We start from the raw sequence: 14,335 nt of genomic DNA on the forward strand, positions 1-14,335 counted from the left end.
TCATGATTGAACAGCACCAAGAGACAAATTACGAAGATGAACTGCTGTCTTTTTTAGAAGATGGCGGCACCATGAGCATGTTGCGCAATATTCCTGATGATGCCATCGAGCAAATGTATGCGGTGGCCTACAACTATTTTGAGTCGGCTAAATACGAACAAGCGCATAAAATTTTTCAATTATTGTGCACCTTAGATCATTATCAAGTGCGTTTCTTTATGGGGCTAGGCGCCTGTCGTCAGGCATTAAAACAGTTCGAACAAGCCGTAGATGCATACAGTTTTGTTACCGTGATTGATGTTAATGAACCTAGGGCACCCTTTCATGCTGGTGAGTGTCATTTGGCACTTGGCAATATGGAGGCTGCTGAAAGTGGGTTTTATACCGCCAATCATTTAGCAAAAAAACAGCCAGCTTACTCCGAGCTGGCGCAGCGAGCCAGTGCAATGCTGGAGGAGATAACCCAACAAGGAGTAATATAATGAATGTGATTACATCGACGAATCCTCTAATCCATAACGCTGGATTATTGGAGAATGAACAGGCAATAAATGCCAGTAAATCTAAGCAAAATTTAGATGTTACTGTGAGTCGTAATGCAGAGCAGCAAGCATTAGTTGGCACCAATAAACAAGGGGTTATGCTAGATAAGCCAAGCCCACTAATGAACACAGCCTCTTTAGTTAATGCTGAAAAAACATTCAATGAACTGAGTCAGTTGCTAAACAAAAACCAGCCACTTGTCAGAGAGTTACTGGATAAAACTGGTGATATGTTTGCTAAGTTTTTAACCTCGTCATTTCAAAATGGTGCGGGTTTGCCTAAGGATTTAGGTACAGGTGCTGAATATGGCGTTGCAGGGGCTTTTATTGCGTTAGCGGCAACATCGGTTGATGATTTTGAAATTGAATTAGCTAAGACAACGACCGAGCTTGAGAAGGCTCAAAATAAATTAAAAACCGAAGAAATAAAGCGTGCGCGCTCTGAAAATGAAGCGCAAATGAAAGACAATCAAACCAAGATTAAAGAATCTGAAGAAGCAGCCCAAGAGGCTAAAAAATCAGGACTTTTTGGCAAAATTTTTGGTTACATCAGCGCGGCGTTATCGATTATTATCGGCGCAGTAATGATTGCAACTGGTGTGGGCGCCGTTGCTGGAGCGGCTATGATAGCCGGAGGCGTGTTTGGTATCGTCTCACAAGTGTTGCAAGAAGAATCAGTGCAGAGCGCACTAAAAGATGCTGGCATTAATGTTGAAGCATTTCAAAAAGTCATGATGGCTTTCGAGATTATTTCGGCTGTGGTAAGTACCGTGGCTTCGTTTGGTGGTGCTGCAGCGGGCAAAGCCGCGCAACTCGCAGGAAAGTTGAGTACTAAATTAGCATCTGGATTAACTAAGGTGGCGGATAAGCTTGATGATCTCGCCAAACTAGGTACCAGCATTAACAAATTTGGTACGGCGGCCACTAAGGTCAGAACGGTTTCTACCATCACTGAAACCTCTGCCAATGTTGCCCAGGGGACTGCCAGTACAGTCAATACGGCGTTTCAGGCCAATGCTGCGGGCAAGCAGGCCGAGACTCAGGATAGCCGAGCGGAAGTATTGGCTATGCGCGCTGTGATTGATCGTTTGAAAGAAGAAATCAGCCGTATGAGTCAGGAGTTTCAAGAAGTCATGCAGATGATTATGCAGATAATCAATGCAAACGGTGATTCGATGAAAGAAATCTTAAGTCGCCCTGCGGCGGTATAGGAGTAAGTTATGGATTTAGTAATCAAAAGTGGTCAACCACGAGTCAGTACCGAGCATGACATCAGTGCTATTGCAGCCCTTAAAAATGCTAAGAGCACTCAGTCTCAGGCGGCTGAAAATAGTGAAATGCTGACGATTAAGCAAGGTAATCGCGTTGTTCTAGAGGCGCCTTTAGCTAACTTAGACCCAAGCCAAACGGCAAAACTAACCCAGTTACTTGAATCTATTGATTCAGAAGCTTTTAAAAATAACTTAGGCACAGCGGTTAACTTAGTGCAGCATGCCTTGAGTGAGTTTTTAAACTCAGTTAACGGTCCACAGCAGGCAAGCTCTGCTAGCAAGGGGGCTTTATCTGATATTTTTGAGTTGATGGCGTTATTGTTTCAATTGGCTAAAGATAACCGTGAGTTAAATATTACCCAGCGTGATATTGCTACCACAGCATCTGTGGCATCCATAAAAGCACAGGCCTCTGAACTTAGAAGTGCTAAAAGTGCCTTAATTGCCATGGCTGTCGTTAGTGGCGTGCTGGCGGTAACCAGTGCTGTGATGGGGGCTTTATCAGCTAAGAAGAGCATTAATCAGCTTGGCGAAAGTGGTAAAGTAAACAACCAATTGACCCAGCAGCAAAAATTTAAAGATACGCTTAATGGCCTTCAAGGTGAAGGCAAGAATGTCTCTAGCGCCTTACGTGGTACTGATGCTGAGATTGGTAAATTAAGTCGACAGAACTTTGAACTCGATACCCTGTTAAAAGCACGAGACTCACGAGGCCAAGCTCGTAATGCCGTACTGCAAGGTGTAGGTCAAGTGTCGACGAATATAGGCAATGTGTTTCAAACTGAAGCTCAAGCATCTCAGAAAGAAGAAGAAGCCGAGGGGACATTAAAACAGGCTGAGAAACAAAAAGCCGATGATCGTATTGGTTACGATGATAACTTCCTCAAGGAAGTACGGGATATTTTACGGGCCATTGGTGATAGCTATAATCAAGCGTGGAAAGCGGCATCAACACCGTCTTAAGTCCATAGGTTAAGTCACAAGGTGTTTATTCTTGCGATTAGATCAAATAAAAGGTGAGCCAAGGGCTCACCTTTTTTATATAGCATCATGTTGATTAAAGCTGTTTGACTTGTTTTAGGCGTAAAGCCTCAATAGAGAAATTATCTTTAGATTGATTTAAAAGTGCATCAATATGTTGAGGTGATGCATTTGGGAAGCGACTGTTGAGTAAATGATGTAATCGTTGTGCAGATTGTTCCTTGATAAGGGATTGTTGACTGTTCTCGATTAACTTTATATTTATATTGGAAAATAAACCTCTATCTTCCTTGTTTGTTTCGATATTCCCTTGCAGGCTTTGATAAATAATGTCCTGCTTATTTCCGATATTACTGGTCATAATATCTATACCCTAATGCCGCTAATGTTAAATGGAGAGTCTGTCTCGTTGAAAGAGATGGGGTCATCTTCTATATTGAGTAGCTCGGCCCATCTTTCAGCGTGTGAGACTATTTCGGCTAATAAATTTTCAAATTTATTAAAGTCAATGGTTAATATGCAGCAGTGTTGATAAAGGCACAGGCACTGACTTTCTAAATTTAAACCAAAAAATAATTTATGCTCATCCCAGTGATGATTGAATGCTAGTAAAGATCTCAGTATTGGATCGTCTAAAGTTTCATTTTGTGATATTTGAGCTTCAAATATTAATAATTGTTGTTCTATTTGACACTTTATATTGATAATAAGAGCATCATCAAACGAAAGGCTGACTTTGTTATCTTTCAACCCCAGATCAGTAAGACCCGCGTTATCTCCAAAATATTTCAAAATGGCATTAATTTTTTCCAACGCATCCATGGTTAAATCCTATAAGAGAGTAAGGTTGACTGAGCCACAATGGCTTTAGTCTAACAATATGTGTGCTCAAGAATTGTTATAATTCGCTGTGAATTTTTAGTTGGTGGTCGCTATGGATGATTATCAGTTGGCGTTTGTCCTGTTCATGTTAGTATCTTCTTTAGTGCTGAAATGATTACATTTTAGGTCTTTATAACTTATAGGTAGATCCAGTGAAGCTAAATCACTTAAGCGTTATTCTTCTTCCATGGTTTCTGCTTACCGCTTGTGTGGATGTTAGCGTGACCAAGCAGATACCGGCAGTGATGGCAACCAATCAAGATAATAATCAGCCTGCATTGTCGATGCAGCTTAATGGCTGGTTATCATTTGATGCTTATGTACCTAGCTATAACTCCTCCTTAACAGTGATCTTGTATATGCAGCATGAAGGAGTACGACTCCCCGTGGCTCGGCAGACTTATCAGAATAGTCAGTTACCTGTGCGTTATTCATTTGCAGTAGCACCTATCCAGGCAGGTCAAGGATTAATGCAAATTGAGGCAAAGTTGACCGTTGAGGGCAAATTAATCGCAAGCATTAGCCAAGAGCACCAATACCAGTTGGGTGCCACTCAGTTAGATTTAAAGTTGCTAGCGGCTAAATGATAGCTAGGATTGAGCTGAACAATATCTTCATTCTGCCTGCTAACATCTACTTGATGTAATTTATATTTTTAGTGAAATTTTTATTTGGAATGACCGTTCTATAACAATAATAAGATTTATTGTTATATTTTTGGTTAACCATGTCGTAAAGGTCAATTTTTTGAACACCATAATCTAAGGTTTTTCTATTATAAAATGTCTTAGGTTTTATAGATGAATTTAGCTAAGAAATATGAATTTTGTTAGTTTAAGCAGTATTAATACGCTTGTTTAAATAAGATTAATCTAATGATTGCTGATGGTTAAATATAAAAATTAAATATTAATGTTTATATTTATATAAGGCCTTTTGTTTTTAATGACTTAGCTGGAAATAATACTTGTTATATTATTGAATAATCTATCGGTGTCAAAAAATTGTCTTTTATTTTTTGTGATATAAGTCTAGAATGCGCGCCTTCATATCTACGTTGGTTGTTTTTCAACCTGCTCATGTATGATTAATTCAATAAGATTTCACTAATGTAGCATGGCTTCATTAATATAAATAAGAATATGTTTTGCAATATTTTATATGCGAAAAATATAATATAGAGGCTGTAGAGGGGGTTATGGGGAATCCAATCGAGCTTGTTTCTCAGTGTGAATTACAGATAAGTAACCGCTTAATAAAGAGTTTTTTTAATTCTGGTGAGTCAGAAGTAAAAACTATTTATGAAGATGTTTTACTGTATGTGCAGATGGGAACTATTACCATTCAGTCGGCAGATGAAACCTTAACCATACAAGCTGGTGAGGCTGGCTTTATACGTCGTGGGGAATATTTATTTGAGTATTCTTCAGATGCAACTGTGGCTAAAGGAGAGATGATATCTGTCTTCTTTAGTGCGGATTTTCTTACTTCTTTTGTTCAACGTCATGCTGAGATATTGGTGTCATTTCTTAGCCTTGAACAACAATCTCGGGTGATTGCTAAGCTAGCGGTAAACTCATTGGTAGAGCAGACCATAGATGGGCTTTTCTCTATTGCTGAATTTATGTTACCTGGGATCCATGAACTGAAGTTGGAGGAGCTGTTATTACTGATAGTTCACTCTAGTTCTGGGGGTGAGCTATGTCGCTTATTAAGGCAACAAACTAACCGTTCATCAGATCGTTTACATGTGTTTATGGAAAAGCATTATCTGAAAGAGTGGAAGTTAAGTGAGTACGCCAAAGAGTTTGGTGCTAGCTTAACCACATTTAAAGAGTTATTTCATGAAGTTTTTGGTGTTTCACCAAGAGCTTGGATCACTGAGCGACGTTTATTATACGCTTATAACCTACTTATCAGTAGTGAGACGCGAATAGTGGATATTGCTATCGAGGCAGGTTTTTCAAGCCAGTCATATTTTACCCAAAGTTATCGACGTAGATTTGGCACAACACCCAGTAAAGTTAGAACCCAGCTGAGTTTGCCTGCAGACTAAAATTTTTAGACGTTTTTTATAAGTCTTAAGCTTACCAAAACTATAACATTGCTCACGAATATTATCTGAGGACGTGTAATGGCATCAGAATCGATGAACAAGTCAAAATTTACAGGACGAAAAATTAGTTTAGTAACAAGTGATGCTTGTGTTACGGCTAATACGGCTTTGGCGTCATCTGTTGTCAATGTGAACCACAGGGAGCTCGTTGAACAGGGCGTGGTTAACCATCAGCAATTATTGCTACTTAAGCGTGTTATTGAGCGCCGTATTCTCGACTGTATTTTAGCCAGTGACTATATCAAGACCTGTGCTGCTTATAAAGTCTCACTTACTAAAAATGATCTAAAGCTGTTTTTACAAATCAGTGCAGATATTTTTAGGGGAAGCCACAAACGTCAAATGCGGGAGTTATTAACTGAGATTAATACTGGCCTAATCCCAAGGTTTAATCTGGCAAATATTGAGATATTAGCCAGATTGGTTTTTCAAGCTCTAAAGGCTTGGTTATTAAGTAAAAATGACAGTTACCATTCGAGTATTTCTCAAGAGTATCAAGGGTTACTTATCCTTAAATCTCAATTAGAGATTAAAATCGATTTTTGGAGTCAGCTTAATGCCAGTGATGAGAGGAAAGCATACTTAGAAGCTCATATACAAGAGGCTAATCAAGGGCTAGAAAAGTGTCTTTCACAGCTTGAAAAATTGACCCCTGTTTTTGAACAGTTACAGAATTATCAAAAACAAGTGGTTGATGCCCTGTTGAGTGATCTCCAAAACCTGATATCTACAGACATAAGCGCAGAGAACTTCTCAACTTGTTTGACTGAAATATCATCCAAGCTCCCAGAGTTAACGGGAGTACTAACCATGCTCAATGATCTTAGCTTAGGCCGTGAAACTGATAAGGCTAGTCTATGGCATTGGTTAACTACCATTGGACCGTTATCTTCAGGTTTTTTATTTGAAGTCAATAATGAAAAGCAAGCGCCATTAAGTCCAGTTTGGCGACAGGCAAAATAAATGAATTTAGAACTAACAAATTTAATGTCGGCACTTAGCACTAAGTTAAATAAAGCCCCATTTATGGCAAATGACCAAGGGCGTTATCGCTTGGCCTTTGATGACGTCAGCGTTGAGGTTTACCAAAGTCATGAGTGGCTGATTGTTGAGAGTGACTTACAGCTAGAATTATCCTCAGGGCTGAATTACCAGCAAGAAGCAGCCCTTGAAAAAGCCATGCAGCAAGCCTTGGTTCAAGTACGCAACAGTAGCGCTATTTTGGCCATTAATGATCAAGACAAACTGACCTTAGCGCAAAAAGAATCCATGAATATTTCTCACTTCGGTTTCATCGCTATGATTAACCATCAGGTTGATGCCGCAGAGAAATATCAACAAGTCATTCAGCAGCATACTCTGGCTAGCTCAAATTTGAATAATGTGTGGTTACCTTAATGATGTTGAATACAATTCAAGTCAGTTTTCGCGCTTTCGGCATGCTTTTGTTGTGTCTTTTTTGGGGCAGTGCTCAAGGGCAATCACTTGATTGGGGAGAGCGTGAATTTAAATATTACGCTAATAATGATGAGCTAAAGGACGTTATTACCAACTTTGCGACCAATTATGGTGTTGCTGCTGCCGTCAGTGAGCAAATCTCTGAACAGGTTAGTGGCCGATACACCCCTGACGATCCAGAAGCTTTCCTGAATTACCTGTCCAGTCTGTATAACTTAACTTGGTATTATGATGGTGCTGTTTTATATGTTTATAAAGCGGTAGAGACTCAATCAGAGCTCATCCAGTTAGATCAAGTTTCAGTAAAGACGCTGCGCTCGACCTTAGAATCTACAGGTATTTGGGATCCTCGCTTTGGCTGGAAAGCCATTACAGGTAAAGGCAGTGTTTATATCGCAGGACCTCCTCGTTACGTTGAACTCATCGCCCAAGTTGCTCAAGTATTAGAGCAACATGAAAGTCAGCAAGTGGCTAAAAGTGATGATTTTTATATTGAAATCATACCTCTACGCTATGCTTCCGCCACAGATAGAACCATTAGTTATCGGGATCAAGAAGTTGTAGTGCCAGGCATTGCCACCATACTTGAAAATATTTTATCTGGCGTGAATGCTAATGTCGTGGCTGCACCGACAGCTGAGGCCGATGAGACGACTGAAGACAAAGCTCAGGTGATAAGCCGTTTTCGAAGTGGTGCCATGGTACAAGCAGAGCCTGGTATTAATGCGATTGTAGTACGAGATGCTCGGTCTAGGCTGCCACTTTATCGCCGCCTAATTACCCAACTAGACAGGCCTCAAGCGCAAATTGAAATTGGGCTTTCAATCATTGACATCAGTGTTAATGAGCTAGAGCAAATTGGTGTCGATTGGCGACTTGGGGTAAAAGCGGGTAATAACAAAGTGGTCGATATCAATACCACAGGTGATACCTCAGATAAGATCCAACTGGGCAATGGTCAGGATTTTAAATCAGTATTAGATCAATCCAATTTGAATTATCTCTTGGCTCAAGTGAATTTATTGCAGAGTGAAGGTAGCGCTCAAATAGTATCGCGACCGACCTTATTAACCCAAGAAAATGTTCAGGCAGTACTCAGTACCAGCGAAACTTTTTATGTGCAATTACTTGGAGAGCGTTCTCAATCTCTAGAGGAGGTGACATCTGGGATGGTATTTAAAGTCGTGCCTAGGATTGTTGGTGACAGAAACTCATCCAGAGCAGACATTAACTTAAGCTTGCAAATCGAGGATGGTTCTAAAGTCCCAGATGGTGCGATCCAAGGTGTTCCTTCCACTCGAAAAACAGAGATGAGTACTTTGGCGACAGTCAAACAAGGGCAAAGTTTACTCATAGGTGGTGTTTACCGTGATGAGATAACCCAGAGATTACGTAAGGTTCCATTACTTGGAGATATTCCTTGGATTGGGCAATTATTCCGCTCAGAAGCAAACACGAAAAGACGTACTGTGCGTTTATTTATTGTCGAGCCTAGGATTGTCACCCAAGGGCTTGGAGATAATGTGATTGTGGGGAATAACCAAGATTTACGTAACCAGATCGCAGGCATAGAGGATATCTCTAACTTAAATCGCAGCTTTCGTTCAGCAATCAGTTTATACAGCTGCAAAATGACTGAAGAGGCGATTGAGCAGCAACAAGGTTTACTCAGTGATGGTGTAAGTTCTTATAGGCAAGCTTGTGAACTGCCAACCGGTGAAGTTGGCGCTAGGATAGTTCCAGGTTCTTGTGATGAGCCTGATCTTAGCTGTCTTGCTCCAATTGAATAGGTAACCAAGCATATGACCCAATGGAAAATGAGGCTGCTAGCCGGTAGTCATGCTCAGGTCGAGTTACCTCTTAGCGTCGGTGAGTTTATTATCGGCAGTGATGCGCTCAATGCTGACATAGTATTAACCGATAAAGATATCAAAGAGCAGCATTTGACCTTAAATGTTGGTCAAGAGGTGAGCATAACCGGCCTCACTGCTGAATCTGTGCTGTTTATTAATAATGAACAGAAAAAAGCGGCCTCAAACTTAGTGCTTAATCGAGGCGATAGGGTGAAATTAGGGGGCTTGAGTTTTGTTATTGGTTTTATAGATGATGAATTAAATCAATCTTCTAGCGACTCAAAAGCGGTAGCTGTTGAGCTTAATGTTAGACCTAAAACCACAGGTATATGGCGAAAATCGTTATTGCTTGGACTGCTGTTTAGTTTGGTTCCTAGTACTTTTTTGTTTATTAAGATGAAAGCTCAAACTGAAGACAACGCGGTCGTAGTGAATGAGGCTGAGCCGATAGTATTAGTGAGAAATGCCGTCGAACAGTTGGAACTTAAGGATGTGCGAGTCGAATGGAATGGACTGGCAAACCAAGTTGAGCTTGAAGGTTATGTTGAAAGTAATATACAAAAAAATCAACTTCTTAATAAAATTGAGGCCTTGGGCATTAATTACAAAAGTCACCTCCGTGCTATGAATACCATACGTCGAGGGGTGAAGTTTATTTTAGGTAATTTAGGTTATCACCAAGTGCAAGTTAAAAATGGTGATTCAGCTGGCACAGTATTATTGACTGGCTATATCGATGATGCCAGTCGCTGGAGCCAAGTTGAAAAAATTATTGAAAGTGATGTGCCAGGCCTCATTGCTTGGAAAGTTGAGCTGCAAAGGGCTGGAGCTTATTTAGATGCCCTTAAAGAGATGTTGGACGCGGAGAGTTTACTGGATAAATTACAGCTAGTTAAAGCATCTGACAGGATTGAGGCTCGAGGGGAATTAAATGAAGTGGACAGTACTAAATTTTATAATGTTGCCCGGGATTTCAGAGAGAAATTTGGTGATAAACCCTATTTAGTGTTGAAGTCGATCCCTAAGGTTAGTAAAGGGGCGAATATTGATTTTGCAGTAAGAGCGGTGAATTTTGGCCGTGTACCTTACATAGTGCTCGCTGATAACAGCAGATACACAGAAGGCAGCAGAACCCCTTCAGGTTACCTTATTTTGAGCATTACCGAGTTTGGTGTTGATATCGCCAAAAATGAGCAACGAATTACCATTAATTTTGGAGGCATAAATGACAGAGTCGCCAGTCAATATGACGCAGTTGGAGGCGCGCTTGCGCGGCACTGATGGTCAAAAAGAAAGAGCAAATATTCAGCAGCTTCTAGATAGTGAGCGGGGAAATATTAAGCGTGAAATTAACGCAGGATGCCGACCTGAACACTACTTGATATTAACCAAGCAGTTAACTGCGCTCGAAGCGGCCCAAGCCATTATTGGCAAACTTTAATCATTTTTTAAGGAACATAATATGCCTATTACTGACAGTTCAAGTTTAGATCTTAACTCAGTTGTCACCAGTATTGATGAATCTCTAAAGCTTGCTGACACGCGCGTAAAAGAGAAAATTGGTGGTGTATCAGGCGCCGGCGCCGATGACCCCGCTAAATTAGCCGAACTGCAGCATGCCATAAACAGTTGGTCTGTGATGTATAACATCCGCTCTACTGTGGTTAAGTCCATTAAAGATGTTATGCAGAGCATATTACAAAAAGTGTAGATGTCTGATTATGAATAAAGAAACCAAAAAATTGCTTGCAGAGCTTGGGATGCTAGCTGTAGGGCAGCATCAATATGTTGAGGCTGAAAGTATTGCATTGGCGTTAGATGATGATGCCGATTTTATTGAAATTGTGGCGACTATTCGCAGCTTAAGTTTGATGAATCAAGCTAAATATCAAGAGGCGCTGAATTTATTAGAGCCATTGGCAGAGCAATATCCAGATCTCATTTGTTTTATCGTTTTGTGCGCTGACCAACTTGATTTGGCCATTAAGAAAGATTTTTGGCTTCAACAAGCGCAAAACCTAGGTTCTGTTAACTTACAAGCATTTGTTAGCAGCTACTTGGCTCCCCAGTGATAGAGTTAAATCAGACCGTTAATCAGGATGTTTATACTGCGAACTTAAGCCGTCAGCGAGTGGTTCCACTTGCTGAACAGCAGACCTTGGAAATGAGTATTTCTCGCGGTCAAGGGCGTGGGGTGCCAGATAACGACGTGCGCACAAGCACGACGAGTAATACAGCGGCAAAGCCTGGCGTAGATCCTGTTCTTGATGGTTTTTATCAGCGGATTTCAGCCATGGATAAGGTAACTTCTACGCAGATTAAAGCCGAACTTAGCAGTGCATTTCACGGTGATAAATCTGCGGCTAACCAAGCATTGTGGTTTGCGTTTAATCAAGCCAATAGCAGTGGGAAACGGGCTTTGGCTACACAGCTAAAGCAATTAGTGAGTGATGACTTTATGGGTCGACTCATTACGGAGACTCCAACATCAGCTGCAGAACTTAAAGCCATTTTAAAGGAAGAATTCCAGTTTGTTTCTCGCCGTGAAACTGCACTTTGGCAAGCTTGGAGCCAATTAAAAGCTGATCCCGATAAAAGCGCATTAGTCGAGTTAATTCGCGATGAATTAGGTCACCTTATTCAGCTAAATAGTTTGATGCGCAACATGATGACAAACACCACTCGGCCGGACTTATTTTAGGAAGTAATATGATTGAATCTAACTTTACTCAGGCGCTCAGTACCAGTATTGAACAGCTGCAAGATTCGCAAGTTGCAGATCCTAATGCAGTAACTGAATTTGAACAAGCAATGCAAAAAAATGTCGACAATGGTTTAGGGGATTCAGTGTTAAACGAGATTGTGGACATGAAAAAGCAAATTTCAGGCGCAACCCAGAGCTTAAAGACTGCCATGAGCTCAGGCATTGATGATCCTGGTGCCTTAATGGAAATTCAATGGGCATTAACTCGGCTTACTATGCAAGAAGAATTGATAGCTAAGACGGCGGGTAAAACCAGCCAAAATGTCGAAACCCTAATGAAAGCCCAGTAACATGATGAATAGTTTCCTGAAAATAGCACTAATAAGCTGCTTACTTGTGCTCAGTGGTTGTAAAACTGAGCTATACAATGGTTTATCCCAAAAAGAAGGCAATGAGATGCTGGCCATTTTACTTGTGGCAGGGATAAGCACTGAAAAATTACCCGATAGTGATGAAAGAATAAAGCTAATGGTGGAAGAGTCACAGCTTTCATTGGCGTTAGCGACCTTGAAAAGTCAGGGTTATCCTAAGGATAAATTTGCCAGTTTAGGGGAAGTGTTTCCTGATGAAGGTTTAATCTCTTCTCCTCTGGAGGAGCGAGCAAGATTGATGTTTGCCAAGTCTCAGGAAATTTCTTCTACATTATCTCAAATAGATGGTGTGATCACCGCCAGAGTGCATATTGTTAAGCCCCAAGAAGAAAAAATACGTGGACGTAATAAAGAAATCACTTCTTCTGCCTCAGTGTTTATCAAGCATGCTCCGAATATTGATATCGAGTCTTTGGTTCCTCAGATAAAACTACTGGTTAATAACAGTATTGAAGGATTAAATTACGATAGGATCAGTGTTATTTTGGTGCCAGCCATAGAAAGTCGCTTGATCTCAAACCAGCAAAAACTGGTAACGGTATTATCGTTAAAAATGGCCGCAACTTCAGAGCAGCGTTTTATTGGCCTATTAACATTCTTCATGATTATTTTACTAGGCACAAACATAGCCACATATTTGTGGAGTAAAAAGCAGAGTGGTCAATAATTATGTTGCCTAAGGAAACTGAGTCCTTAAGTGATGTAGCGTTAAGCTATGAACAAAGTTTACATCAGTATCTTTATCAGCCGCTGAGCTATATAGACAGCAGTTGGCTTAAGGCGATACCTTTAGGTGATAATGTCCTTAAACTTGATGGCTGGCGCTATAATAGTAATTTAAATCAGTGGCTTATTTCGTGCCTGTCCCTAGGTGATGTCAGTGAAAGCGATTTTTCTAATCCAGCTCGCTCTATAGCTTTATTACCCACAGCAGAGCTTAAGCTTGTGTTGCATTATCTTGGTGCCACGCTTCATAGTCAGGCTTGTAAAGCCGTGGTGTTGCGACAACCAAGGCAAGTATTGCTGGCTAATATGGGAGAGGAGGCGTATCAATTTTGCCTGACCCAAACTCAATTGTTGTTATCTCACTGGCCTACACCATGGGTAAAGCCTTTACCTGAGGTTATCACAAGTCATTACTTTCAAATTTGTGGATTGCAGTTTGTTATGTCTATGTTTGAACCTGCTCAGCGAGAGGCGATGACGGCATGGCAACTTAAGCTTCCTTACGAGTTTAAGGAAGCTTTTAGCGTTACAGAAGAAATGCCTGTAGAGCAGAGAGTCATTGCTTATCAATTAATTAAGAAAATATCTAAGCGAGTCATTCCAAAATGCTTTCATTTGTTAAGGTAGATACAGATAACCTCAATTTAGTACCTGGCCAAAAAATCTTGAAATCAGCCGATTACATGCATTTTCTTGAATCTGAGCATTTGATCCAAGCGGCACAAGCTAAAGCGGCGAGAATTATTCGTGATGCAGAGCTTGTGTATGAAAAAGAGAAAAAACGCGGCTATGAAGATGGTCAGCTAGCCGCCAAGCAAACCTGTGCAGAAGTGATCCTTGATACTGTTGCTCAATGTAATCGTTATTACCTTTCATCTGAAGTGAAGCTTACCGAAGCGGTCCTCGCTTGTGTGAGTAAAATTTTACAAGGTTTTGATGATGTGGACGTTACTTTAGCTGTGGTTAAAGAAGCTTTACAGTTAGTGAGTAATCAGAAACAAGTGATTCTACATGTTAATCCTGAACAGCTAATTCAAATTAAAGAGCGGGTTAGTGAGGCGTTAAGTGGGTTTCCTGAGGTCGGCTATGTGGATGTGGTTGCCGATGGACGATTAAAGAATGGTGGTTGTATTTTAGAAACTGAAGTGGGCATTATCGATGCAAGCATAGATGTGCAGTTGCAAGTGCTGAAAAAGCAGATGGAGAAGCAGTTCAAAGAAAAACATCTCAGCAGTATAGCGGAATAATGGTAGCGTTCATAATTCTGTGTCATTTCAGTAAACTGTACAAAAACAGGAATGACACATGACTCAACCTTTTAACTTTGAACAAGCCCTTAAAGATCTTCAAGCGGGTAAAAATCTCACAGGC

Annotated in this window: 19 protein-coding genes; 17 read left to right on the forward strand and 2 right to left on the reverse strand. The window is 40.6% G+C overall.

Annotated elements, in window-relative coordinates; genetic code table 11:
- Positions 1 to 2: 2 nt before the first annotated feature.
- Genes H5073_RS06435 through sctB form a run of 3 tightly spaced genes read left to right on the forward strand, consistent with a single transcriptional unit; the run spans position 3 to position 2,776 of the window.
- On the forward strand, positions 3 to 482 hold the full coding sequence (locus H5073_RS06435; protein ID WP_182678083.1) for a SycD/LcrH family type III secretion system chaperone: 480 nt from the start codon (positions 3 to 5) through the stop codon (positions 480 to 482).
- A complete protein-coding gene (sctE, locus tag H5073_RS06440) occupies positions 482 to 1,753 on the forward strand; it encodes a type III secretion system translocon subunit SctE (protein ID WP_182678085.1) in 1,272 nt (423 codons plus the stop codon). Before H5073_RS06435 ends, sctE begins: the two co-directional genes overlap by 1 nt.
- A 9-nt stretch (positions 1,754 to 1,762) precedes the next feature.
- Positions 1,763 to 2,776 (forward strand): type III secretion system translocon subunit SctB, encoded by a 1,014-nt coding sequence (sctB, locus tag H5073_RS06445; RefSeq protein ID WP_182678087.1) that lies wholly within the window; start codon positions 1,763 to 1,765, stop codon positions 2,774 to 2,776.
- 94 nt (positions 2,777 to 2,870) lie between these two features.
- On the opposite strand, the gene H5073_RS06450 is transcribed toward sctB, so the two are convergent.
- Together H5073_RS06450 and H5073_RS06455 are read right to left on the reverse strand one after the other, a co-directional pair.
- Entirely contained in the window at positions 2,871 to 3,155 is a 285-nt protein-coding gene (locus H5073_RS06450) for a hypothetical protein (protein ID WP_182678088.1), read from the reverse strand.
- Positions 3,156 to 3,160: 5 nt separating this feature from the next.
- Entirely contained in the window at positions 3,161 to 3,616 is a 456-nt protein-coding gene (locus H5073_RS06455; protein WP_182678090.1) for a CesT family type III secretion system chaperone, read from the reverse strand.
- A 212-nt stretch (positions 3,617 to 3,828) separates the two neighbouring features.
- Between H5073_RS06455 and H5073_RS06460 the strand changes: the two genes are divergently transcribed.
- The 14 genes from H5073_RS06460 to H5073_RS06525 all read left to right on the forward strand — a co-directional run bounded on the left by H5073_RS06460 (position 3,829) and on the right by H5073_RS06525 (position 14,211).
- Positions 3,829 to 4,263 (forward strand): YscW family type III secretion system pilotin, encoded by a 435-nt coding sequence (locus H5073_RS06460; protein ID WP_182678093.1) that lies wholly within the window; start codon positions 3,829 to 3,831, stop codon positions 4,261 to 4,263.
- A gap of 611 nt (positions 4,264 to 4,874) precedes the next feature.
- On the forward strand, positions 4,875 to 5,732 hold the full coding sequence (locus H5073_RS06465; protein ID WP_220487976.1) for a helix-turn-helix transcriptional regulator: 858 nt from the start codon (positions 4,875 to 4,877) through the stop codon (positions 5,730 to 5,732).
- A 78-nt stretch (positions 5,733 to 5,810) separates the two neighbouring features.
- On the forward strand, positions 5,811 to 6,755 hold the full coding sequence (locus tag H5073_RS06470) for a T3SS regulon anti-activator ExsD domain-containing protein (protein ID WP_182678095.1): 945 nt from the start codon (positions 5,811 to 5,813) through the stop codon (positions 6,753 to 6,755).
- Positions 6,756 to 7,190 carry a CesT family type III secretion system chaperone gene (locus tag H5073_RS06475; RefSeq protein WP_182678097.1) on the forward strand — a complete coding sequence of 145 codons (435 nt, stop codon included), beginning with the start codon at positions 6,756 to 6,758 and terminating at the stop codon, positions 7,188 to 7,190. It abuts the gene before it with no gap.
- A complete protein-coding gene (gene sctC / locus H5073_RS06480; protein WP_182678099.1) occupies positions 7,190 to 9,040 on the forward strand; it encodes a type III secretion system outer membrane ring subunit SctC in 1,851 nt (616 codons plus the stop codon). Before H5073_RS06475 ends, sctC begins: the two co-directional genes overlap by 1 nt.
- 12 nt (positions 9,041 to 9,052) lie before the next feature.
- Positions 9,053 to 10,384, forward strand: a complete 1,332-nt coding sequence (gene sctD / locus H5073_RS06485; protein ID WP_182678101.1) for a type III secretion system inner membrane ring subunit SctD — start codon at positions 9,053 to 9,055, stop codon at positions 10,382 to 10,384.
- A complete protein-coding gene (locus H5073_RS06490) occupies positions 10,329 to 10,544 on the forward strand; it encodes an EscE/YscE/SsaE family type III secretion system needle protein co-chaperone (RefSeq protein ID WP_182678103.1) in 216 nt (71 codons plus the stop codon). Before sctD ends, H5073_RS06490 begins: the two co-directional genes overlap by 56 nt.
- Before the next feature lie 21 nt (positions 10,545 to 10,565).
- Positions 10,566 to 10,814, forward strand: a complete 249-nt coding sequence (gene sctF / locus H5073_RS06495; protein ID WP_182678105.1) for a type III secretion system needle filament subunit SctF — start codon at positions 10,566 to 10,568, stop codon at positions 10,812 to 10,814.
- A 10-nt stretch (positions 10,815 to 10,824) separates the two neighbouring features.
- Positions 10,825 to 11,175, forward strand: coding sequence for a YscG family type III secretion protein (locus H5073_RS06500; protein WP_182678108.1), 351 nt, complete (start codon positions 10,825 to 10,827; stop codon positions 11,173 to 11,175).
- On the forward strand, positions 11,172 to 11,804 hold the full coding sequence (locus tag H5073_RS18495; protein ID WP_182678110.1) for a YopR/YscH family type III secretion effector: 633 nt from the start codon (positions 11,172 to 11,174) through the stop codon (positions 11,802 to 11,804). The genes H5073_RS06500 and H5073_RS18495 overlap by 4 nt, the downstream gene beginning before the upstream one ends.
- An 8-nt stretch (positions 11,805 to 11,812) precedes the next feature.
- Positions 11,813 to 12,157 carry a type III secretion system inner rod subunit SctI gene (sctI, locus tag H5073_RS06510; RefSeq protein ID WP_182678112.1) on the forward strand — a complete coding sequence of 115 codons (345 nt, stop codon included), beginning with the start codon at positions 11,813 to 11,815 and terminating at the stop codon, positions 12,155 to 12,157.
- Position 12,158: 1 nt separating this feature from the next.
- Positions 12,159 to 12,905 carry a type III secretion system inner membrane ring lipoprotein SctJ gene (sctJ, locus tag H5073_RS06515; protein ID WP_182678114.1) on the forward strand — a complete coding sequence of 249 codons (747 nt, stop codon included), beginning with the start codon at positions 12,159 to 12,161 and terminating at the stop codon, positions 12,903 to 12,905.
- A 2-nt stretch (positions 12,906 to 12,907) separates the two neighbouring features.
- Positions 12,908 to 13,591 carry a SctK family type III secretion system sorting platform protein gene (locus H5073_RS06520; protein ID WP_182678116.1) on the forward strand — a complete coding sequence of 228 codons (684 nt, stop codon included), beginning with the start codon at positions 12,908 to 12,910 and terminating at the stop codon, positions 13,589 to 13,591.
- A gap of 38 nt (positions 13,592 to 13,629) precedes the next feature.
- Positions 13,630 to 14,211 carry an HrpE/YscL family type III secretion apparatus protein gene (locus H5073_RS06525; RefSeq protein ID WP_310734233.1) on the forward strand — a complete coding sequence of 194 codons (582 nt, stop codon included), beginning with the start codon at positions 13,630 to 13,632 and terminating at the stop codon, positions 14,209 to 14,211.
- The last annotated feature ends 124 nt before the right edge of the window (positions 14,212 to 14,335 follow it).

Origin of the sequence: Shewanella sp. SR44-3 (assembly GCF_014163735.1) — a bacterium.
Taxonomy (GTDB): domain Bacteria; phylum Pseudomonadota; class Gammaproteobacteria; order Enterobacterales; family Shewanellaceae; genus Shewanella.

Coding starts and splice junctions, on each gene's coding strand:
- H5073_RS06435 (WP_182678083.1), top strand. CDS start 3: ATGATTGAACAGCACCAAGAGACAAATTACGAAGATGAACTGCTGTCT.
- sctE (WP_182678085.1), top strand. CDS start 482: ATGAATGTGATTACATCGACGAATCCTCTAATCCATAACGCTGGATTA.
- sctB (WP_182678087.1), top strand. CDS start 1,763: ATGGATTTAGTAATCAAAAGTGGTCAACCACGAGTCAGTACCGAGCAT.
- H5073_RS06450 (WP_182678088.1), bottom strand. CDS start 3,155: ATGACCAGTAATATCGGAAATAAGCAGGACATTATTTATCAAAGCCTG.
- H5073_RS06455 (WP_182678090.1), bottom strand. CDS start 3,616: ATGGATGCGTTGGAAAAAATTAATGCCATTTTGAAATATTTTGGAGAT.
- H5073_RS06465 (WP_220487976.1), top strand. CDS start 4,875: ATGGGGAATCCAATCGAGCTTGTTTCTCAGTGTGAATTACAGATAAGT.
- H5073_RS06470 (WP_182678095.1), top strand. CDS start 5,811: ATGGCATCAGAATCGATGAACAAGTCAAAATTTACAGGACGAAAAATT.
- H5073_RS06475 (WP_182678097.1), top strand. CDS start 6,756: ATGAATTTAGAACTAACAAATTTAATGTCGGCACTTAGCACTAAGTTA.
- sctC (WP_182678099.1), top strand. CDS start 7,190: ATGATGTTGAATACAATTCAAGTCAGTTTTCGCGCTTTCGGCATGCTT.
- sctD (WP_182678101.1), top strand. CDS start 9,053: ATGACCCAATGGAAAATGAGGCTGCTAGCCGGTAGTCATGCTCAGGTC.
- H5073_RS06490 (WP_182678103.1), top strand. CDS start 10,329: ATGACAGAGTCGCCAGTCAATATGACGCAGTTGGAGGCGCGCTTGCGC.
- sctF (WP_182678105.1), top strand. CDS start 10,566: ATGCCTATTACTGACAGTTCAAGTTTAGATCTTAACTCAGTTGTCACC.
- H5073_RS06500 (WP_182678108.1), top strand. CDS start 10,825: ATGAATAAAGAAACCAAAAAATTGCTTGCAGAGCTTGGGATGCTAGCT.
- sctI (WP_182678112.1), top strand. CDS start 11,813: ATGATTGAATCTAACTTTACTCAGGCGCTCAGTACCAGTATTGAACAG.
- sctJ (WP_182678114.1), top strand. CDS start 12,159: ATGATGAATAGTTTCCTGAAAATAGCACTAATAAGCTGCTTACTTGTG.
- H5073_RS06520 (WP_182678116.1), top strand. CDS start 12,908: ATGTTGCCTAAGGAAACTGAGTCCTTAAGTGATGTAGCGTTAAGCTAT.